Genomic DNA, 19,389 nt, shown 5'->3' with positions numbered 1-19,389 from the left:
CCCATGTCCAACCTCCAAGGCAAGACCCTCTTCATCACCGGCGCCAGCCGCGGCATCGGCAAGGCCATCGCGCTGCGCGCGGCCCGCGACGGCGCCAACATCGTCATCGCCGCGAAGACCACGGACCCGCACCCCAAGCTGCCCGGCACCATCTACTCGGCGGCGAAGGAGATTGAAGAGGCCGGCGGCAAGGCGCTCCCCTGCGTGGTGGACATCCGCGACGAGGCGCAGATCCACGCCGCCGTCGCCAGGGCCGTGGAGACCTTCGGCGGCATCGACATCCTGGTGAACAACGCCAGCGCCATCAGCCTCACCGGCACCCTGGACACGCCGCTCAAGCGCTTCGACCTGATGCACGGCATCAACACGCGCGGTACCTTCGCGTGCTCCCAGGCGTGCATCCCGTACCTCAAGAAGTCCTCCAACCCGCACATCCTCAACAACTCGCCGCCGCTCAACATGGAGCCTCGCTGGTTCGGCCCCCACGTGGCCTACACCATCGCGAAGTACGGCATGAGCCTGTGCGCCCTGGGCATGGCGGAGGAGCTCAAGGACGACGGCATCGCCGTCAACACGCTGTGGCCCCGCACCGTCATCGCCACCGCCGCCGTGCAGAACCTGCTGGGCGGCGACGACACCATCAAGGGCAGCCGCAAGCCGGAGATCATGGCGGACGCCGCGTACGCCATCCTCACGAAGCCCAGCCGCTCCTTCACCGGGAACTTCTGCATCGACGAGGAAGTCCTGCGCGCCGCCGGCGTCACCAACTTCGACGGGTACCAGTCCGTCCCCGGCGCGGAGCTGCTGCCCGACTTCTTCCTCTAGCGCGCCATTGGCCCCATGCCCCCGCGCAAGCTCCAGCGACACCTCGTCTGGCTCGAGTCCTTCACCGCCGCCGTGGAGGCCGGCAGCATCGAAGCCGCCGCGGAGCACCTGGGCGTCGCCCGCTCCGTCGTGAGCGAGCACATCCGCGCCCTGGAGGAAGCGCTCGCGGATGGCGCCGCCCTGCTGGAGCGGGGGCCCGGCCGGCGCCTGCAACTGTCCGCGCGAGGAGAGCGCCTCTACGCGGGCACCCAGACGCCGCTGCACCAACTGGACGTGAAGCGGCTGATGGACCTGGCCCGCGTGGAGCCCACCCTGCGCCTGGGCCTCAACCCCACGCTGTCCATGTCGCTGCTGGGCGGCATCGCGCAGGACGCCGCCGCCGCCGACCTCAAGCTGGTGGTGGGCTTCGGCGGCTCGCACGAGCTCATGCGGCAGGTGCAGACGCGGCAGCAGGACCTGGCGCTCGACTTCACCCCGCTCCCCCCTCACGAGGGCGTGGACACCGAGTCCCTGCTGCGCATGTCCTTCGTCGTCATCGCGGGCCCGGACTCCGCGCTCGCCCGGACGCACGCCTCGCGCCGCTCCCTGGACGTGAAGGACCTCCAGGACCAGCGCTTCGTGGACTGGCTGCGGGACGACCCCTACGGCGGCGCCAACAGCGCGCGCTTCGCCGCGCACGGCGTCTCCGTCACGGAGGTGGGCCGCGTGGAGAGCTTCCTCCACCTCTATGAGCTGCTGCGCGCCTACAAGGCGTGCACCATCGCCCCGGACGTGCGCCCCACCCAGCCGTTCCCCTCGGACCTCCACGTCTGGCCCCTGCGCGAACAGGAGCCCCAGGTCGTGGAGGTCGTGGCCGTCTGGCCCTCCGGCGGCCTCAGCCCCGCCGTCCAATCCATCCTTGACGGGCTGCGTCGCCGCCTGAATAAACGGCGATAATCCGACGAAGACGTCGAATTCTGCCGGATTTCCGTCTTGCAGTCCGGTGCGTATTCTTCAGGGGTCCTGTTTCTCTTGAAGGAGCCGCTCGCGATGACGCCCACGGAGAGGACCATTGCCCGCCTTCCCGCCCACCTGCGCCGCTACGTGGTGAGCCAGGACTACGCGGCGTACACGCCCAGGGATCAGGCGGTGTGGCGGCACATCCTGGGGCAGTTGCGGGAGCACCTGAGCGACAAGGCGCACCCCGTCTACCTGGAGGGCCTGGAGGCCACGGGCATCGGCGCGGAGGCCATCCCCAGCCTGGACGAGATGAACGAGAAGCTGTCCAAGCTGGGCTGGGCCTGCGTGGCGGTGCGCGGCTTCATCCCGCCGGCCGTCTTCACGGAGCTCCAGGCGCTGGGCGTGCTCGCCATCGCGGCGGACATCCGCACGCACGAGCACATCCAGTACACGCCCGCGCCGGACATCGTCCATGAGAGCGCGGGCCACGCGCCCATCATCGCGAACGCGCGCTATGCGCAGTACCTCAAGGCCGTGGGGCTGGTGGGCTTCAAGGCCATCGCCAGCGTGGAGGACCAGGCCGTCTTCGAGGCCATCCGCAACCTCTCCGTGGTGAAGGAGGACCCCACGGCGACGGAAGAGGAGATCGCCCACGCCCAGGCCCGCCTGGAGGCCGCCAACGCCAGCCACCGCTACATCAGCGAGAGCACCCGCGCGAGCCGCCTGTACTGGTGGACCGCGGAGTACGGGCTGATTGGCGACCTGAAGCACCCGCGCATCTACGGCGCGGGCCTGCTGTCCAGCATCGGCGAGGCCCGGCACTGCCTGACGTCCGCCGTGCACAAGCTGCCCCTGGGCGTGGCGTGCGCGGACACGGACTACGACATCACCCGCATGCAGCCGCAGCTCTTCGTGGCGCGCGACTTCGAGCACCTCTTCGAGGTCCTGGCCGAGTTCGAGTCCACGCTCGCGTGGAAGCGCGGCGGGGACCACGGCCTGAACGAGGCGCTGCGCGCGCGCACGGTCAACCACCTGGTGCTCGCGGATGGCCGCGAGGTGACGGGCAAGGTGGTGGAGCTGCTGCCCGCCGCGAAGGACGTGGCCCCGGGCCTGTCCACCGCGCTGGCCCGGCTGGAGGGCCCCATCCTCACGTCCGTGAACGGCCACGCCGTGGACAAGCCGTTCAGCGGCGCGGCGCTGGTCGCCTTTGGCCAGGGCGCGCTGCCGGAGCGCGGGAGCTTCCAGCTCGCGCTCGACAGCGGGCTGGTGCTGGAGGGCTTCGCGGTGGGCGGCGGCGAGGTGATTGCCCTGCGTGGCACGCTGGCCGGCCGCGAGCTGACGCTGCCGTCCATGGCGCGCCTGTACCTGACGGAGCGGCTGCCGTCCGTGGCGGGCGGCCCCGCCGACCCGGGCACGTGGGACGAGTGGTTCGGGGAGCTGGACGCCTTCACCGCGGGCGATGGCGAGGCCCAGGCGCGCGAACGCAAGGCGCAGGCCCTGCACCCGTCGCTGGCCGCCCTCTACACGGAGGTGCGCCGCATCCGCGAGACGGGGCAACTGGCCCCCGAGCGGCTGGAGCAGATCGCCCGGGCGAGCACGGACTTCCCCTCCGACTGGCTCTTGCGCGCGGAGGTCGCGGAGCTGCGCGGCGAGGTGCCCTCCCGGCGCGAGGCGGCGCACGCGTAGGGCCCGGCCACGTCGAATGACAGACGGCTGACGTACGACGGCCCGGTCGACCTCTTCACGAGGCCGCCGGGCCGGAGCACTTCCAGGGGCTCTTCGCCGCCGGGGACTACTTGTTGATGCGCACCATGGCCACGTCGTAGTGGCGGTCCGTCACGTAGCCGTTCGCGGCCTTGCCGGGGCGGTACATGTTCCCGGTCTTGTCATCCACGTAGAAGCGGTTGTTCGGGTTCGTGTCCTTGCCCTTGCTGGCGTTGGTCGTGCCCGGGTCGTGGAACGTGTAGTAGGTGCGGCCCTTGTCGTCCACGCCGCGGCCCGTGATGGTCACGAAGTGGTCCGTGAGGCCGTCCGCGTTGTAGCTCGCGTCCTTGTGGCTGACGCCCACCACCACCGGCTTGCCCGCGTCCAACTGCTTGTCGATGTAGCTGCGGCCCTCGGCGGCCTTCTTCGAGTCCACCTTCAGCGCGCCGACGCTGTTCTCGCTCGTGCCCACCTGGATGCGGCGGTCCGGGCCCAGCACCGTGGCGCCGGAGTCGCGCGCCATCGCCGTCGCGGCCTTGAAGCACGCCGTGTCGCTCGCGGTGTAGCCGTGGCCGTTCTCGAACTGGCTGTAGTACGGCACCTTCACGTGCACGGCCGGCTTGTCCTTGGCCCCGGCCACCTGCTGCGTGTCGGTGCGGTCCGCCTCCGTGGTGGGCTTGGACGTGTTCGTGCCCTTGCCCTCCGTGCGGCCCGGCTTCGAGTCGCCGCTCACGGACGGGGGAACCACGCCCGTGTTGGTGTTGGCCGGCTTCGTCGTGGCGCCCGACTTCTCCTGCTTCAGCATCGCGAGCGCGTCCTTCGCCTCCGACTTGAAGCGGTTGGCCACGCCCTTCTGCACGTCCTTGGAGCTGCCGGAGAAGTGCACCAGGGTGCCGTTGGCGTTGGTGCGGCCGCGCTCGGCGTAGATGTCCTTGATGAGCTGCTCGTCGCTCACCTTCGCGGGGTCGCGCCCGGCCAGCGCCTTCTTGAAGATGTCATCCGCCTTGCCCGGGCCGTGCTGCACGGAGGTGGACCAGGCCACGTCCCGCAGCGCCGCGGAGCGCTGATCCAGGTCGATGCCCGTCGCCTTCTTGATGTTGGCGGCGCCCACGTCGTAGTGCGTGGCCTTGATGTAGTCGTGCTGCGCCTTGTCGAAGCCCTTCGGGTCCTTCGCCGCGAGCTGCTTCCACGCGGCGGAGAACTCCGCGGTGCCCGGCTTGCTGCCCGACAGCGCCTTGTGGAACTCCGGGTTCGTCTTCTTCAGCGAGTTGACGAAGGACTGCGCCGAGCCGTTCGCGGAGGCGAACTGGTAGGAGCCGTAGGACACGCCGCCCTTGTCGCCCTTGCCCGTGGACACGGTGCCGGGGCCGCGCGCCTCGTACTTGCGGCTCAGCCCGCCCAGCTCCCCGTTGGTCGCGCTGGTGGAGCCCCCGTTGGTGGCCGGCGTCGTCTTCTGCGCGCCGCTGGTGGACTGCGCGAAGCTGTCGCCCGACGTCTTCGCCCCGGCGCTCGACTTCGTCGTCCCCTTCGTGTCGAAGCCATCCTGCACCTTCAGCGTCTGCCCGGCGAGGATCTTGTTCGGATCCTTGATGTTGTTCGCCTTGGCCAGCGCGTCGACGGTCGTGTTGTAGCGCTTCGCCAGGCCGGACAGCGTGTCGCCGGAGTTGACGCGGATGTTGGAGACGGTCACGGAGAAGACCCCTCTATGTCAGGCCGCGAACAAGGCGCCGCGGACGTGCTTGGATTGCCTCGATTATCGAAAGGCAGTGCGATCAGTTTCGCATTCCCAGTCACAATCGTGTGAAACCAGTGATTCCGGCAACTTCAGTTTCAGCGGACTGATCCGCTGAGACTGGAGAGGCCGCCCAGGAGGGCCAATCGGATGTCCAGGTTCCAACCGGAATTCAAAAGTGTGGCGTTGCTGTTTGCCATTTGCGTCACGAGCGCGGTCACGGAGGCCTCGGCCCAGGGGTCCGAGGGACTCACGGGGGTCTATTCGAACAAGGGCGGGACGCTCGCCATCGTCGAGGGCAGCAACGAGACGCTGGTGCACTTCTCGGGTTCCTTCCCGCAGGGCAGCAGCGCGGGCACCTGCGATTGCGCCCTGGTGGTGCGGAAGAAGACAGCAACGAACTGGTCACTTCAGCAGGCGGGCGAGGCGGACGCCTGGACGCTGCGCGTCAACCCCAAGCAGTTCGTGCTGGAGTCCGGTCCGTCACCGTCCTGTTGCGGGGCGGGCTACCCGGGCAGGGACACGTTCGCCCGGAGCACGGTCAAGCCGCTGGGCATCTGCAAGGTGAAGGTGTCCAAGGCGGGCTTCCACGCGTCGGACGCGGCCAACACGCCGCGCAAGGCGTTCGTGGTGTCCGGCGACGCGGTGGAGGCGTACGTCGACCCGGTGGAGCCGGACTTCCTCGCCGCGCGCTTCCAGGGGCCCCAGAAGGCCACGGCGGGGCTGCTCAAGCGCGAGGACCTGGACTGCTCGGCGGAGTCGGCGCCCACGGCCACGAAGGCGCCGGTGTCCGCGGACAAGCTCCAGCCCTTCGCGGGGACGTGGGTGGAGCTGACGCGGCAGGGCAAGGGCTTCGTGGTGCTCAAGCCCTGCTCGGCCGCGACGCGCAGCTTCACGGTCAAGCCCGCGACGGGCGAGGTGGAGGTGCAGTTGGGCCAGGAGTCCACGACGCTGAAGGTGACGTCCGTGGAGCCCGGCAAGGGCGCCGGGGCCTGGGTGCTGGGGCTCACGGCCGCGGACGGCAAGCCGGAGGCGCTCCAGTGGAAGACGGCCAACGCCGCGAAGGGCACCGTGTCCGTGAACAGCCCGGACCTCTTCTCCCAGAGCCACGACTACGTGCGCCAGGAGAAGCAGTCCGCCTTCCCGTCCAAGCAGGAGACGGGGTGTGACGAGTACGAGCGCTAACCGTCCGCCGGCTTCGGCGCGTGGGTGGCGGACAGGCGGGGTGGGCCGCCGGGGCCCAGCAGGCCCTGCATGGCGTCGAAGAGGTTGAGGTTGGCGCCGCTGGGGAGGAAGACGACCTTGTCCAGGCCTCCGACGACGGCGGCCTGGGCCTGCGCGGCCACGGCCTTCACGAAGTTCTCCCCTCCGCCCAGGGACTCCACGCGCTGACGGAACTGGGCGGCCTCCACCTCCGCGAGGCGCGACTGGCGCTCCACCTCCAGGTCATTGAGGCGCTGCTGGCGCTCCAGGGCCACCTGGGTGGTGAGCCGTTCGCGCTCGGCCTCCGCCTCGGAGCGGATGCGTGAGGCGCGGGCGTCGGACTCGGCGCGGGCCAGGGCCTCCTCGCTCTCCACGCGGGCGCGCTCCAGTTGGGCCTCCGCCTCCACCTTGGCGCGGCTGAGCGTCTCCAGTTGGTGGTTGCGGTTCTGCAGCTCGATGAGGGACTGGCGCTCCGCCTCCGACTTGCGGTGGCTGGCGATGTCCGCGAGCTGCTTCTCCTCCTCGCTGCGGATGCGCTTGAGCTCCGCGGCGGCCTGGGCCTCCTGGCGTGAGGCGTCCAGTTGGATCTGGATGTTGGTGTCGATGGCCTCGCGCAGCTTCAGGGCGGTCTTCTCGTCGACGGGGGCGATGTCCTTGATGTCGATGTCGATGATGCGCAGTTGGTTCTCCGAGAAGAGGCGGTCCTTTCGCGCGCGGCCCGCGTCGTCCATGCCGAAGATGGCGCGGCGGATGAGCACGCTGGCGTTCTTGTGGAAGGTCTCGAACTCGTTCTCCGCGGCGACCTGGCGGATGCGCGACGCGAGGTTCTCACACACGTACCCGATGAAGTCGTTCACCCGGAAGATGGCCTTGTCCTTCTCGGCGTCGCCCTGCACGTCGAACTGCCACTTGTAGGAGAGCTTGATGCGCAGCCGGGCGTGGTCGCGCGTGGCCACCTCGAAGAGGTCCGTGGCGAAGTCCGGCCCCAGCCGCAGCATCAGCACCTTGAGCTGACGCGGGCGCTTGGGCGTGCCGCCGGACAGGTCCAGGACGGTGACGTCCTCGTACGGACGCAGCATCACCTTCGCGGGGCCGAACTCCACGCGCGCGTGGTTGGTCTCGAAGTCGTTGATGAGGACCGCCGTGTTGTCCTCGATGCGCAGCACGATGGCGCGCGTGCGGTCCCCCTTCTCCGTCGCGGTGGTGGGACGCGGCGCGCGGGCGTCCTTCGCCTCCGCGGGCGGCAGCGGCGGAGTGAGCCCCAGCAGGGCCTCCGCGTCCGGGGACAGGCGCTTCTCGTGCAGCTCCTGGTGCGCCTCCGGCATGAACTGGCACGGCCCCTGGACGAGCGACACCTTGCCCGAGCGCAGGTCGCGCACGTACAGGCCCTCCCCCTGCCCCAGGGACAGCGCGGCGATCTCGCGGTGGATGAGGACCTTCTCGCTGGGCACGTAGGTGCGCGGGCCGCGGACGATCCACGTGTCACCGGCCTTGCGCGCGCGAGGCTCACCGCCCTCGTTCTCGGACAGGTCATCCAGCGCCTGGAGCTTCAGGCCCTGGAGCTCCGACAGGACGTGCTTGCGGCGCACGTCCCCTTCCAGCGCCTCACCGGGTTCGAGGAAGAAGACATCCGGACCGGAGACGACCTTGCGGCGGCCCTCCTGGACGCGGCCGGTGGCGCGGTCCACGGGGTTGAGGATGACGCAGTACTCGGTCTCCTTGAGGACGCGGGCCTTCTCCAGCGACACGACGGTGACGGACTCGCCGGGCACGTAGCGGCCGGGGCCGCGCACCAGCCACTCGTCACCGGCCTCGCGGCGGCGGTGGGCGTCCGGGGCGTGGGTGTCCGTGAACGCGGTGAGCGCGCGCAGCCGCAGCGCTTCGGACACGCCCAGGACGTACTCCGGGACGATGTCTCCCTCCAGCTCCTCGCCGGGGTACAGCGGAAAGACCTTGGGGCCCACGCGGACCTCGCGGTCGCCCACCGCGACGCGGGCCTGGCCAAAGTCATCCAGGGCCACCTGACCCTCCAGGCGCACCACGGGGTTGCGCACCACGCACCAGCTCCCGGCGCCCACCTCCACCATGCGCTCCTTCGCCACGAGCGTCAGGTGCGCCTCCAACGTCAGCACGCGCGGGCCGACCTCCATGAGCACGACGCCCCGGTTGGCATCCTCGATGTAGGCGTACTCGCGGTTCTTCAGGGAGATGCGCTGGATGGCTTCGGTGCTGGGGGCGGACGGCATGGCACACCTGCTCGCGGTGGAGGGGTTCGGCCGAGAGTCATTGCGAGCCGCGTGCCTCGTCATTGCAGCCCTGGAACGGCCTCGCGGCGCACCGGACTGGCGCGGACGCTCGCTCCAATCCGGTGCGCGGTGTTCCAGACTGGAGCGCATTTCGAACGACCAGCGCACAGGGGTTCCTTGGGACCGGCTCGTGGGCGGCGACCGCGTGACCTTCCGCTGGATTCGCGGCTGAGCCTCCGGAGCACAGCGGTTCCGCCTTGGCGCGATCTTCCGTGTTTGCTCGAATGCATCCCGTGCGCGGGCAGGAGGCTCTGGCCCGATGGCACCCACCCGGAGGAAGCACACATGAAGCCATCGCGACTGAAGCAGACGATTCCCGGATTCGCGCTGATCCTCGGCATCATGGCGGGCACGGCCCTGGCCATGGTCCCCGGCTCGGCGGCGGAGACGACCGACACCCAGGCCGTCCAGATGATCTGTTCGGCCAGTTGCAAGCCTTGCTCGAGCCAGTATGACTGTGGCTCGCGTGAGGGTTCCTGCGGCGTGTGGCGCTGCACCAACCCTCAGTAGACCGCTGAACCATCAGCCTCCGTGTCCCAGGGCTCGGAGGCTTTTCACTCTCAATGCCTGATTTCTTCTTCGTTGTCGCGAGTGGGCACGATGACCAAGCGTAGCGCCATTACCCTTATCGTCTACGCGCCTGCGCTCATGGCTGACAAGGGCCGACCGGTCGCTGTCGTCCATGGGATGGAGAGAGCATTTCCCGGCCTACGCCTTCACTGGAAGCTGGACGAAGGCGGGCGCCCCATTGCATTGCCGCAGCGCGACGAATGGCTCCTGGCGAGTAACAAGGACGGTGGATTCCCGTTCGTGTGTAACGGTGATGAGCGTTATCCCGTGACGGTCTGGGGAATGGAGAGCTCAGGACTCTTGAGTCCAGGCGGTCAGTCCCAGTTTGAGGTTCACGCCAAGCTGCCACTGGACGAGCCCGTGATCGCGGCAGCGGCGGCACTGCTTGAGGGCGTGGCGGAAGGGGCACGGTCGTTCTGGGGCCATGCGTCGCCGTTGGGTTACGGCTCGGAAGTCGCGCAGCAGTTCCGCCGTTCGCCGGACGGCCCAGAGCTCTCCCCCCGTGGGCTTCCCATGCTCAACCTTCCAGAGAACCTCCCCACGCCTGAGATTCCCTGCTTCCTCGGGTGGGTGAACTACTGGTCCGCAGCCGCCGCGGAGGTCATCGGGTTCCCAGACCCTGCTCGCGATTCCGAACTGCTCACCCGGGCGCGTCGCACTCCGTCAGGCGGGTGGATCGTGCAGCTCACGGAGGCACCGCTCGATTACGACAACCCCGCCCACCTGGACGCGCTCAAGCGGGCCTACGAGCGCTTCCCAGCAATCGGTGGACGCGCGGCGCCTCTGCCCTGAAACAGCACAGCCGCCCATCGCCTCTCTGGCGTGGGCGGCTGTTCCATTCCGTCTCGACTCAGCCCCGGGCGGCGCGGGCGTCACGGCCCCGGGCTCGGGCGGCCTTGGAGAGCAGGTCGCTCCCCTTCTCCTCGCCCTTCATCCATTCCTTCATCGCGGGCACCACCTGCTTGCTCCAGGCGCGGCCGGCGCGCACGGCCAGGAAGTCCTGCACCAGCGCATCCACGATGGCGGAGAGCTGCTCGGTCAACTCCAGACGCTCGGAGAGCTGATCATCCTCTTCCTCCGTCATGAGCGCGGGCAGCTTGGCGGCGCGGATGTCCAGGAACTCCGAATCCAGCGTGACTTCGTACTCGCGCTCGCCGTGCGACAGACGCAGGCGCGCCTGCGACACCAGCAGGCCCCGGTCCAGCGAGTGGCGCACGTTCTCCGAATACGGCGCCAGCGTTCCCTTGGCGCTCATCTCCGTGACGTCGCCCGCCACGCCCCGCAGCACCACCTTGCCCAGGAAGAGGACGACGACACCCGCGCCGTCGTGCTCGACCAGCGGGTCGCCCGACTCCGAGCGCCACAACAGCCACGTCATGAACTCGCGGCCCAGGTAGGCCCGGCCGCGCAGGAGCTGTTCGCGCGCCTTGCCCTTTTCGACCTCGGCCTCGTCCTTCTCCTCCTCCGTGGCGGCGCCGTCCACGCCGACATCGCCCCGCGCGAACGCCGCCTCTTCCCTCGCCTGCTCACGCCTCGCCATGGGCGCCCTCCACCGAAGCCGTCGCCGGCAGGTCCATGCCAATGAGCTCCGCCGTGGGGCCCAGGGCCTTGTCGTCGATGCCCGCGCGCTGCGCCATGGACGCGGGCGTGATGCCAATCACCTTCACCGCCAGGGCGCCTTCCAGCGCCACGCAGATCTCATCCACCGTCTTGCGCGACGCGGCCCAGACCTGCACCGTGTGCGTCTTCAGGTTCCACGTCACGTCCAGCGTGCTGGTGCGCGGCACCGCGCGCTGACGCAGGAGCTGCTTGAGCTCCGCGCGCTGCTTGTTCTTCTCCGCGCGCGCGGGCGGCCGGCCGTTCTCCTTGGCGAAGGCGGCGGACCACTTGTCCAGCTCCGACTTCATCATCGACGCGGGCACCTTCAGCGTGTCGATGCGGAAGGCGAAGAGGGCGTACTCGCCATAGAAGAGGTTGCCGGTGGCGAACTCGGAGGACTCCGGGTTCTCCAACTCGACAAACCCCGCGGCGCGCTCCTCCTCGGAGCGGCGGTCGATGGGCTCGAATGCATGGGACTTGAGTCCCTTGGTCATCCAGCGCTTGACGTCGGACGGCGCATCCTTGGCCGGCTCGGTCCGGAAGCGCGAAAAGGTCACGGCACCACGTAGGACAGGCATGGGGCGCGGCAGGATGGGGGGCCTGTGACGCCGCGTCAAGGCACTCGGTGTGGCTGGACGCGAAGCACCGGGAATAGGCCGCGCCGGAAGCCGTTTGCCCGGGCGCCGTCCAACCGTGCACATCTTCCGCCCCACCCCGCTGGCGGGAATCCATGACACTCCCTGGCACGCGACATACGGTGGCCGCCGCCATGCGCCGCGCCCTCCTGCCCGCCAGCGTCGTTGCCCTCCTCCTGTCCGCCTGCACCCACACGCCCGCCACGCCGGGCGGCGCCCCGCGCGACACCCTGTCCGGGGTGACGAAGGCCCTGCTGGAGACCCTGGAGGCGGACGGCGCGCTCGCGGGCGCGTACGTGGTGGACGCGCGCACCGGCGAGCCCCTCTTCACCCACCGCGAGAACGTGCGGCTTCTGCCCGCGTCCACCATGAAGGTGGTGTCCACCTCCGCCGCGCTGTCCGCGCTGGGGGCGGACTTCCGCTTCACGACGCCGGTGTTCCTGGAGGGCTCGCAGACAGGAGGCCTGTTCCTGGGCGACGTCGTGGCGCAGGCGTCCGGGGACCCGTCGCTGGGCTCGTGGCGCTTCCCGGAGACGGCGCTCGCGTGCGACCGCATCGCGGAGGCCTTCCAGGCGCGCGGCATCCACCAGTGGCGCGGCAACGTGCGCATCTCCGGCACGGACGGCCTGGACGGCGGCATGGGGCCGGGCTGGGCCTGGGATGACGCGGCGTACGCCTACAGCGCGCCGCCCACGCCCTTCGTCTTCCGCGAGAACGTGGTGGACCTGGCGCTGGCGCGCGCCCCCGGCGCCACCTGCGCGGACGCGCCCTCCGTGCAGTGGACCCCCGCCTTCGCCACGCTGTCCGCGGTGGTGAACGTGGACGTCAACGCCGAGCGCGCGAACCTGGCCTGCGTGCGCGGAGGCGGCGGCGTGCGCTGCACGTGGCGTTCCCCCACGGGCGGGCCCTGCCCGCAGTCCGCCGCCGTGAAGCTGTCCGTGGACGCGCCGGAGGCCCTCTTCGCCGCGTGCGTGGACGACGCGCTGGCGCGGCACGGAGTCACGCGGCTGCCGCTGTCCCTGGAGGCCCCCACCCCGCCCCTGCCCCCCATGCCGTCACCGCTGGTGGAGCTGATCAGCCCGCCCCTGTCGGAGCTGGTGCGCGCGACGAACAAGGAGAGCCTCAACCTGTACGCGGAGCGGCTGGGCATGCGCTTCGCCCGCGAGCGCACCGGCCAGGAGGGCTACACCGCGCTGCGCACGGCCCTGGTGGCGGAGCTGGCGCGCCGGGGCGTGCCCACCAAGGACCTGCGTCCGGTGGATGGCAGCGGCCTGTCCCGCTACAACCTGGCCACGCCCCGGGGCATGGCGCGCGTGCTGCTCACCAGCCTCCAGGAGCCGTATGGCGCCGCGCTGGTGGACAGCCTGCCGGTGCTGGGCGTGGACGGGACGCTGGCGGGCCGCAAGACGACGGCGTCCACCGCGGGCCGCCTCCGCGCGAAGACGGGCACGCTCACGGGCCAGAAGTGCTTCGTGGGCGTGGCGGAGCGGCCGAACGACACGGAGCACCCGCGCGTCGTCTTCGCGCTGATGCTCGGCAACATGGACGAGGGCACCAGGCCCAACGCCAACGAGACCTTCGACACCTTCTCCACCGCCCTGGTGGAGCTGCCCCTGCGCTGAGCGTCCCGCAGGGAACCACCCGCATGCGAGGTGAACCATGAAGTCCAGAATCGCAGTGACGACCGCCGCGCTGCTGTTGCCGCTCGTGTCCGGAGCGGCGGGCAAGGCGCCCGCGAAGCCCGCCGCCGCGGAGAAGAAGCCCGTGGAGGCCACCTACCACGGCACCACCGTGACGGACCCGTACCAGTGGATGGAGTCCGCGACCGACCCCCAGGTGCAGCAGTGGACCGACGCGCAGAACGCGTACACGCGCGCGTACCTGGACAAGCTCCCGGGCCGCGAGCCCCTGCGCCAGCGCATCACGGAGCTCCTGTCCTGGAAGTCGCCCTCCTACGGCGGCCTGGACGAACAGGGCGGCGCGCTCCTGGGGCTGAAGTTCCAGCCGCCCAAGCAGCAGCCCACGCTCATCGTGGTGGGCTCGCTGGACGACACGTCCAAGGAGCGCGTGCTGGTGGACCCCACGGTCGTGGACACGTCCGGCAAGACGACCATCGACTGGTTCCAGTTGTCGCATGACGGCAAGAAGGTCGCCGTGTCCATGTCCAAGGGCGGCACGGAGAGCGGTGACGTGACGGTGTGGGACGTGGCGTCCGCGAAGGCGATGCCCAACGAGCGGGTGCCCCGCGTCAACGGCGGCACGGCGGGCGGCAGCCTGGCGTGGAACGCGCAGGGCACGGGCTTCTTCTACACGCGCTATCCGCGCGGCGAGGAGCGCCCGCCGGTGGACCGCGAGGTGTACCAGCAGGTGTACTTCCACGCGCTGGGCACGCCCACGGAGAAGGACACGTACGCGCTGGGCAAGGACTTCCCGCGCATCGCGATGACGGACCTGGAGTCCAGCGACGACGGTCAGTACACCTTCGCGCGCGTGGCCAACGGCGACGGCGGCGAGTTCGACCTCTACCTGCACGGCCCCAAGGGCACGTGGACGCAGGTGGCGAAGTACGCGGACAAGGTGGTGGCGGCGCGCTTCGGCAGCGACGGCGCGGCGTACCTGCTCAGCCGCAAGGACGCGTCGCGCGGCAAGGTGCTGCGCCTGCCGCTGGCCACGCCCACGCTGGACAAGGCGACCGTGGTCGTCCCCGAGGGCAAGGCGACGGTGCAGGCCGTGGTGCCGACGAAGAGCCGCCTGTACCTGCTGGAGCAGTTGGGGGGCCCCTCGCAGTTGCGCATGGTGGACCTGACGGGCAAGGAGCTGGGGCTGGTGCCCACGCTGCCGGTGTCGGCGGTGGGCGGCCTGGTGCGCCAGGGCGCGGACGACCTGCTCATCGTCAACGGGAGCTTCACCCAGCCGGCCGCGTGGTTCCGCTACTCGGCGGCGGACAACAAGCTCACGAAGACGGCGCTGGCGCGCACGGCGCCCATCGACATGAGCGACGTGGACGTGGTGCGCACGGAGGCCACTTCGAAGGACGGCACCCAGGTGCCGCTCACCATCCTGAAGAAGAAGGGCACGAAGCTGAACGGGAACAACCCCACGCTGCTCACCGGCTACGGCGGCTTCAACGTGTCCATCAACCCGGGCTACAGCCCGCTGACGGGCATGTGGCTGGAGCAGGGCGGCGTGTTCGCGGTGGCGAACCTGCGCGGCGGTTCCGAGTTCGGCGAGGAGTGGCACAAGGCCGGCTCGCTCACGAACAAGCAGAACGTGTTCGACGACTTCTACGCGTGCGCGAAGCTGCTGGTGGCCCAGAAGTACACGCAGCCGAAGAAGCTGGCCATCCAGGGCGGCAGCAACGGCGGCCTGCTGATGGGCGCGGCCCTGACGCAGCACCCGGAGCAGTACGGCGCGGTGGTGGCGCGCGTGGGCATCTACGACATGCTTCGCACGGAGCTGACGCCCAACGGCCAGTTCAACGTCACGGAGTACGGCTCGGTGAAGGACCCGGAGCAGTTCAAGGCGCTGTATGGCTATTCGCCGGTGCACCGCGTGAAGGACGGGACGAAGTACCCGCCGGTGCTCTTCACCTCCGGGGCCAATGACCCGCGCGTGGATCCGTTCCACTCGCGCAAGATGGTGGCCCGGATGCAGGCGGCGTCGGCGTCCCCCAAGCCCATCCTGCTGCGCGCCAACGCGGAGACGGGCCACGGCATGGGCACGCCGCTGTCCGCGCGCATCGAGGAGGAGGTGGACGTCTACTCCTTCGTCTTCAACGAGCTGGGCATGACGTACAAGCCCAACGCGACGAAGAAGGTCTCCGCGCCCTCGCCGCAGTAGCCGTGCTTCTCTTCACGCCCGTCTCCGGAGCCCCGAGGCCTGGAGACGGGCGTTTCTTCTTCCGCGTTTCGTGGCAGCCTGCCGCCCCATGAGCCCGCTCATCCCCTACTTCGTTCTGTCGCCCATCGTCGCGGGCGGCCTGGTCTGGTGGTCGCTCACCCGCCTTGGCAAGAAGCGGAACGCGCGCGCGAAGGGCTCGCTGGACGCGGTGGTGACGCGGCTGCGCGGGCAGAAGGCCCCGGGCGCGGTGGACCTCTTCGTCCAGGACGTGTCCTGGTCCGGGGAGACGGAGCTGTCCCCGCAGAACTGCCGCATCCGCGTGGTCATGGGCGGCCGTGACGCCGCCGGCATCCCCCCGCGCTTCGAGGTGGAGAGCGCGCCGGGAGCGCCCCGCCCGCCCGCGGACGTGCTCGCTGCGCTGCGCGTGCTGGATGCGCAGGCGACGGAAGCGTTGAAGGGCGGCGGCTGGAGCTGGCAGCGGCCCACGGTGAGCTTCGAACCGGCGGCGTAGCCCCGCGAACGCAAGGCCGGCGATTCGGATGACGGGGCGAGGAGCGCGGTGCCAGCATGCGCCGCATGTCCTCGCCCCTCTTCGACTCCCTCGACACGCCCGCCGCCATCGTGGACCTGGACCGCGTGGAGCGGAACCTCCAGCGCGTCGCGACCTATGCCCGCGAGCACGGCCTGCGCTGGCGTCCCCACACGAAGACGCACAAGACGGCGGAGCTGGGCGCGATGCAGGTCGCGGCGGGAGCCTCCGGCGTCACGGTGGCCACCCTGCTGGAAGCCGAGGTCATGGCGTCCGTGTCCGACGACGTGTTGCTCGCGTATCCGCCGGTGGGCGCTCGCAAGCTGGCACGGCTGATGGCCCTGCACTCGCGCGTGCGGCTCACCGTGGCGCTCGACTCGCTTGAAGTGCTGGAGGGGCTGGCGCGCGCGGCGCGGGATGCCGGGCGCACCGTGGGCGTGCTCGTGGAGGTGGACCTGGGCATGCGCCGCGTGGGACTGCGCACGCCGGATGAAGCCTTGGCCCTGGCGCGCGCGGCGGCGTCCATGTCTGGGGTTGCGTTTCGCGGACTGACCTTCTACGCGGGCCACATCCGCGTCCCGCAGGCGGAGCTGCCCGCCATGATGCAGGCCCAGTCGGATGCGGTCACGACGTTCGTGGACGCGTTGAAGGCCGCCGGTCTGCCGCCGGAGGTGGTCAGTGGCGGCTCCACGCCGACGCTCTGGCAATCCCATACGGTGAAGGGCCTCACGGAGATCCGCCCCGGCCTCAACGCGCTGAACGACCGCAACGCCGCGGTCATCGGCGCGTGTGATTGGACGGAGTGCGCCTACTCCGTGCTGGCCACCGTCGTGAGCACGGCCGTGCCGGGCCAGGTGGTCATCGACGCGGGGGCCAAGGCGCTGGTGAAGGAGGAAGGACTGGCGCCGGGCTATGGCGTCGTGCTGGACCGGCCGGAGGTCGTGGTGAAGAACCTGTCGGAGGAGCACGGCCTCTTGGACGTGTCCGGCACGACGTGGCGCCCGCGCATCGGCGAGCGGGTGCGCGTGGTGCCCAACCATGTCTGTGTTTCCGTCCCCCAACATCCGCGGCTGCACGTCGTGCGGGGTGACGTGAGCGTCGCGACGTGGGAGGTCACGGCGCGCGGCTGGTGACAGGCCGTGCCGCCCCAGCGTGCAGCCAGGTTGTCATCCACTGGTCCACGCGCTGCCACTGGCAGTGGGGATGCCTCTGACGGTGCCGTGTCTAGCATTTCGCCGGTCGCCGGAACGACTTCCGGCGGGGAGGCGGCATGGATAAGGCAAGGGGCTTTTCCGTCACGGCGGCCATCGCCGCACTGTTCCTGGGAGCACCCGCGGCGCTCGCGTCGGACAGGGCGGCGCTCGACACCCTGTTCCAGAAAGCGAAGCCGGCCGAATGCGCCGTCCGGTGTGGCGACGTCATCACCCAGCACACGAAGCTCACGCATGACCTGTCCTGTCCGGGCACGGACGAGCCCGCCCTCCGCATCGAGGGGAATGGCATCGTCCTCGACCTGGGTGGCCACACCGTGCGCCGCTCGAGTCCGGTCCAGCAAGACACCCTGGGCATCGTGGTCACCGGCACCAGCATGGTGCGCAACGGCACGATTCGGGGGTTCGCAAGAGGCATCCAGACCGAGGGAGTCGACTCCCTGCGGGTGCACAAGCTCACGTTCGCCGGCAACGGCACTGCCATCTACAACTTCTTCTCCACCACTTCCTTCCTCGTCACGAATTCGCGGTTCATCGGCAATGACGTCGGGCTCGGAAGCGAGATCGACGCGTCCCTCGGTTCGTTCGACGTGAGGTCGAGCCACTTCGAGAACAACCGCCTCGGCATCTACCTGGATACCCATGCGGCCGACGTCCTCGATTCGACCTTCACGGGGAACGAAGTCGGCATCTACTGCTTCGCCGGCAGTGCCCGCGTCCGGTCGAGCGTCTTCGCGCGAAATGATGCCGTCGCTTCCACGACCGTGCCCATCGGGGGCCGGGATATCTGCGAACGGTTCCGCTTCGAGAACACGCTCATCGCGAACAACGCGTCGTTCGCCCCCACGGAGACGCCCATCTGGAACGTGGTCCAGCTCGACATGATCAACAACTGGATCGTGGGCAATGACAATGGGCTGACAGCCGGCTCATTCCAGGTCTACATCCAGGGCAACACCTTCTGGGACAATGCGGGCGGACTGACCCTGGAAGACACGCCCATCGTCAGCCTCCCGCAGACCGGCATCGTCCGCGCCAACCGGTTCCTCCGGAACAACGGTGACGGCCTCCGCGTCCTCCCGGCCAGCACGCCCACGGTGCTGGGCAACGTGGCCCTGGGCAACACGGGCTGGGGCATCCACGCGCCTACCGCCTTCGACGGGGGCGGCAACGTCGCGCGGAACAACGGCGCCGGCAACTGCGAGGGCGTCACCTGCGCCCCCTACTGACCGCGCCACACGCTCAGGGGATGCGCTTCAGCTCCTGCGTGAGCAGCTCCTCCAGGTGCCGGATGTTCCGGTAGACGAGGCACCGGTAGCTGGACACGTCGAAGCGCAATTCCTTCACGTCGCGCACCAGCATCAGGGTGGGCTTGCCGCGTCCCCAGGCATAGCCCACCTCCAGATAGACATTGGGGTTCGCCAGCGACAGGTCCGCGATGACGACCTTCGCGGTGTCGATGCGGTCCCGGATGCGCTGGATGATGGGCCCGTCGAAGACGGCCTGGTCCACCCGCTCGCACAGGAGCCCCGCCGCCTTCACGGGGTTCAGGATGCCGTAGTGGTAGGTGTCCTCCAGCTCCTGCGCGAAGGGCATCGCCACGAACGCATGGGGCTTCTCTTGGGAGTTCGCGCCCGCGGAAGCCATGGACGGCGCCTGGACGAAGCGCGACGTCCGCCGCACGCGGAAGCCCGTGGCCCCCATCAGCGGCTCCACGCCCGGCGTGAGCCCCAGCCCCAGCGCCAATGCCTTTCGCAGCCGCTCCACCCGCTTGGGGTTCAGCTCCACCACCGTGATGCGCTCCAGGTCGCGAGGGCCGCTGCCCCGCTGGAACGCGTCCACGAAGCCACCCACCAGGGCCAGCACGGCCTCGTCCTCGTCCAGCCCGTAGTTGGGACCGTGCACCGTGCACGCGAGGTGACGCACCTCATGCCGGGGCTCCAGCAGTTGGAGCGCGCGCACGGCGAACTGGCGGATCTCGTGGTAGCCGAACTGTCTCAGGCGCACCGTGCCCAGGAAGAGCACCCACGGGGCGCCCAGGGTCCGGCGCGACTCGATGAAGCGGTGGTCCCCCGGGAGCAGGTCGAAGGCGTCCATGGCCACGCCCGCTGCCTCCAGCCTGCGCGCCACCGCGCCGTCCGCCCCGTGGAAGCCCTGCGCGTACTTCAGCAGCACGGCGTCCGCGGCCGTCTCTCCCACGTCCCCCAGGTCCACCACGACGTCCAGCGTGTCTCCCATGGACCCGGGACTGTAGGGCGTACCGGTCCGGCCACGCCATCCCCGGCGTCCACCCCGC

Annotated in this window: 16 protein-coding genes; 11 read left to right on the top strand and 5 right to left on the bottom strand. The window is 69.8% G+C overall.

The window, feature by feature from the left end; translation table 11 throughout:
- Window positions 1-3: 3 nt before the first annotated feature.
- The 3 genes from K8556_RS18345 (at window position 4) to K8556_RS18335 (ending at window position 3,450) form a co-directional block, all read left to right on the top strand.
- Window positions 4-825 carry an NAD(P)-dependent oxidoreductase gene (locus tag K8556_RS18345; RefSeq protein WP_223741367.1) on the top strand — a complete coding sequence of 274 codons (822 nt, stop codon included), beginning with the start codon at window positions 4-6 and terminating at the stop codon, window positions 823-825.
- A gap of 15 nt (window positions 826-840) precedes the next feature.
- A complete protein-coding gene (locus K8556_RS18340) occupies window positions 841-1,761 on the top strand; it encodes a LysR family transcriptional regulator (RefSeq protein WP_223741366.1) in 921 nt (306 codons plus the stop codon).
- A 93-nt stretch (window positions 1,762-1,854) separates the two neighbouring features.
- Window positions 1,855-3,450 carry an aromatic amino acid hydroxylase gene (locus K8556_RS18335; protein WP_223741529.1) on the top strand — a complete coding sequence of 532 codons (1,596 nt, stop codon included), beginning with the start codon at window positions 1,855-1,857 and terminating at the stop codon, window positions 3,448-3,450.
- A gap of 106 nt (window positions 3,451-3,556) precedes the next feature.
- On the opposite strand, the gene K8556_RS18330 is transcribed toward K8556_RS18335, so the two are convergent.
- On the bottom strand, window positions 3,557-5,158 hold the full coding sequence (locus tag K8556_RS18330; protein ID WP_223741365.1) for a LysM peptidoglycan-binding domain-containing protein: 1,602 nt from the start codon (window positions 5,156-5,158) through the stop codon (window positions 3,557-3,559).
- Window positions 5,159-5,380: 222 nt separating this feature from the next.
- Here K8556_RS18330 and K8556_RS18325 point away from each other — a divergent pair, with 222 nt between their 5' ends.
- Window positions 5,381-6,385: a hypothetical protein gene (locus tag K8556_RS18325; RefSeq protein ID WP_223741364.1), complete on the top strand. Its 1,005-nt coding sequence runs from the start codon at window positions 5,381-5,383 to the stop codon at window positions 6,383-6,385.
- On the opposite strand, the gene K8556_RS18320 is transcribed toward K8556_RS18325, so the two are convergent.
- Window positions 6,382-8,649, bottom strand: a complete 2,268-nt coding sequence (locus K8556_RS18320; RefSeq protein WP_223741363.1) for a hypothetical protein — start codon at window positions 8,647-8,649, stop codon at window positions 6,382-6,384. The genes K8556_RS18325 and K8556_RS18320 overlap by 4 nt on opposite strands.
- Before the next feature lie 345 nt (window positions 8,650-8,994).
- On the opposite strand from K8556_RS18320, the gene K8556_RS18315 reads away from it, so the two are divergent.
- Window positions 8,995-9,219: a hypothetical protein gene (locus tag K8556_RS18315; RefSeq protein WP_223741362.1), complete on the top strand. Its 225-nt coding sequence runs from the start codon at window positions 8,995-8,997 to the stop codon at window positions 9,217-9,219.
- 90 nt (window positions 9,220-9,309) lie between these two features.
- Entirely contained in the window at window positions 9,310-10,071 is a 762-nt protein-coding gene (locus K8556_RS18310) for a DUF5953 family protein (RefSeq protein ID WP_223741361.1), read from the top strand.
- Between the two features lie 58 nt (window positions 10,072-10,129).
- On the opposite strand, the gene K8556_RS18305 is transcribed toward K8556_RS18310, so the two are convergent.
- Window positions 10,130-10,819, bottom strand: a complete 690-nt coding sequence (locus K8556_RS18305; RefSeq protein WP_223741360.1) for a hypothetical protein — start codon at window positions 10,817-10,819, stop codon at window positions 10,130-10,132.
- Window positions 10,806-11,456: a recombination-associated protein RdgC gene (gene rdgC / locus K8556_RS18300; RefSeq protein ID WP_223741359.1), complete on the bottom strand. Its 651-nt coding sequence runs from the start codon at window positions 11,454-11,456 to the stop codon at window positions 10,806-10,808. Before rdgC ends, K8556_RS18305 begins: the two co-directional genes overlap by 14 nt.
- A gap of 191 nt (window positions 11,457-11,647) precedes the next feature.
- Between rdgC and dacB the strand changes: the two genes are divergently transcribed.
- The 5 genes from dacB (at window position 11,648) to K8556_RS18275 (ending at window position 18,322) form a co-directional block, all read left to right on the top strand.
- Window positions 11,648-13,135, top strand: coding sequence for a D-alanyl-D-alanine carboxypeptidase/D-alanyl-D-alanine-endopeptidase (gene dacB, locus K8556_RS18295; protein WP_223741358.1), 1,488 nt, complete (start codon window positions 11,648-11,650; stop codon window positions 13,133-13,135).
- Between the two features lie 37 nt (window positions 13,136-13,172).
- Complete coding sequence (locus K8556_RS18290; RefSeq protein ID WP_223741357.1) at window positions 13,173-15,353, top strand: prolyl oligopeptidase family protein; 2,181 nt, start codon at window positions 13,173-13,175, stop codon at window positions 15,351-15,353.
- An 88-nt stretch (window positions 15,354-15,441) separates the two neighbouring features.
- A complete protein-coding gene (locus K8556_RS18285) occupies window positions 15,442-15,864 on the top strand; it encodes a hypothetical protein (protein WP_223741356.1) in 423 nt (140 codons plus the stop codon).
- 56 nt (window positions 15,865-15,920) lie between these two features.
- Complete coding sequence (locus tag K8556_RS18280; protein WP_223741355.1) at window positions 15,921-17,015, top strand: alanine racemase; 1,095 nt, start codon at window positions 15,921-15,923, stop codon at window positions 17,013-17,015.
- A gap of 137 nt (window positions 17,016-17,152) precedes the next feature.
- The gene (locus tag K8556_RS18275) at window positions 17,153-18,322 is read left to right on the top strand and encodes a right-handed parallel beta-helix repeat-containing protein (protein ID WP_223741354.1); all 1,170 of its coding nucleotides are present in this window, start codon (window positions 17,153-17,155) and stop codon (window positions 18,320-18,322) included.
- A gap of 13 nt (window positions 18,323-18,335) precedes the next feature.
- Here K8556_RS18275 and K8556_RS18270 read toward each other — a convergent pair whose 3' ends face one another.
- Entirely contained in the window at window positions 18,336-19,331 is a 996-nt protein-coding gene (locus K8556_RS18270; RefSeq protein ID WP_223741353.1) for a hypothetical protein, read from the bottom strand.
- Window positions 19,332-19,389: the final 58 nt, after the last annotated feature.

It is taken from the genome of Corallococcus sp. AS-1-12, from assembly GCF_020036995.1.
Taxonomy (GTDB): Bacteria; Myxococcota; Myxococcia; order Myxococcales; family Myxococcaceae; genus Corallococcus.
The sequence above is the reverse complement of the archived record's forward strand: the minus strand, read 5'-3'. Positions and strand labels throughout refer to the sequence as shown.

What these genes read in the sequence shown, in the direction of transcription:
- dacB (WP_223741358.1), top strand. Translation starts at nt 11,648, where the DNA reads ATGCGCCGCGCCCTCCTGCCCGCCAGCGTCGTTGCCCTCCTCCTGTCC.
- K8556_RS18280 (WP_223741355.1), top strand. Translation starts at nt 15,921, where the DNA reads ATGCGCCGCATGTCCTCGCCCCTCTTCGACTCCCTCGACACGCCCGCC.
- K8556_RS18335 (WP_223741529.1), top strand. Translation starts at nt 1,855, where the DNA reads ATGACGCCCACGGAGAGGACCATTGCCCGCCTTCCCGCCCACCTGCGC.
- K8556_RS18290 (WP_223741357.1), top strand. Translation starts at nt 13,173, where the DNA reads ATGAAGTCCAGAATCGCAGTGACGACCGCCGCGCTGCTGTTGCCGCTC.
- K8556_RS18345 (WP_223741367.1), top strand. Translation starts at nt 4, where the DNA reads ATGTCCAACCTCCAAGGCAAGACCCTCTTCATCACCGGCGCCAGCCGC.
- K8556_RS18320 (WP_223741363.1), bottom strand. Translation starts at nt 8,649, where the DNA reads ATGCCGTCCGCCCCCAGCACCGAAGCCATCCAGCGCATCTCCCTGAAG.
- rdgC (WP_223741359.1), bottom strand. Translation starts at nt 11,456, where the DNA reads ATGCCTGTCCTACGTGGTGCCGTGACCTTTTCGCGCTTCCGGACCGAG.
- K8556_RS18310 (WP_223741361.1), top strand. Translation starts at nt 9,310, where the DNA reads ATGACCAAGCGTAGCGCCATTACCCTTATCGTCTACGCGCCTGCGCTC.
- K8556_RS18315 (WP_223741362.1), top strand. Translation starts at nt 8,995, where the DNA reads ATGAAGCCATCGCGACTGAAGCAGACGATTCCCGGATTCGCGCTGATC.
- K8556_RS18270 (WP_223741353.1), bottom strand. Translation starts at nt 19,331, where the DNA reads ATGGGAGACACGCTGGACGTCGTGGTGGACCTGGGGGACGTGGGAGAG.
- K8556_RS18305 (WP_223741360.1), bottom strand. Translation starts at nt 10,819, where the DNA reads ATGGCGAGGCGTGAGCAGGCGAGGGAAGAGGCGGCGTTCGCGCGGGGC.
- K8556_RS18285 (WP_223741356.1), top strand. Translation starts at nt 15,442, where the DNA reads ATGAGCCCGCTCATCCCCTACTTCGTTCTGTCGCCCATCGTCGCGGGC.
- K8556_RS18340 (WP_223741366.1), top strand. Translation starts at nt 841, where the DNA reads ATGCCCCCGCGCAAGCTCCAGCGACACCTCGTCTGGCTCGAGTCCTTC.
- K8556_RS18275 (WP_223741354.1), top strand. Translation starts at nt 17,153, where the DNA reads ATGGATAAGGCAAGGGGCTTTTCCGTCACGGCGGCCATCGCCGCACTG.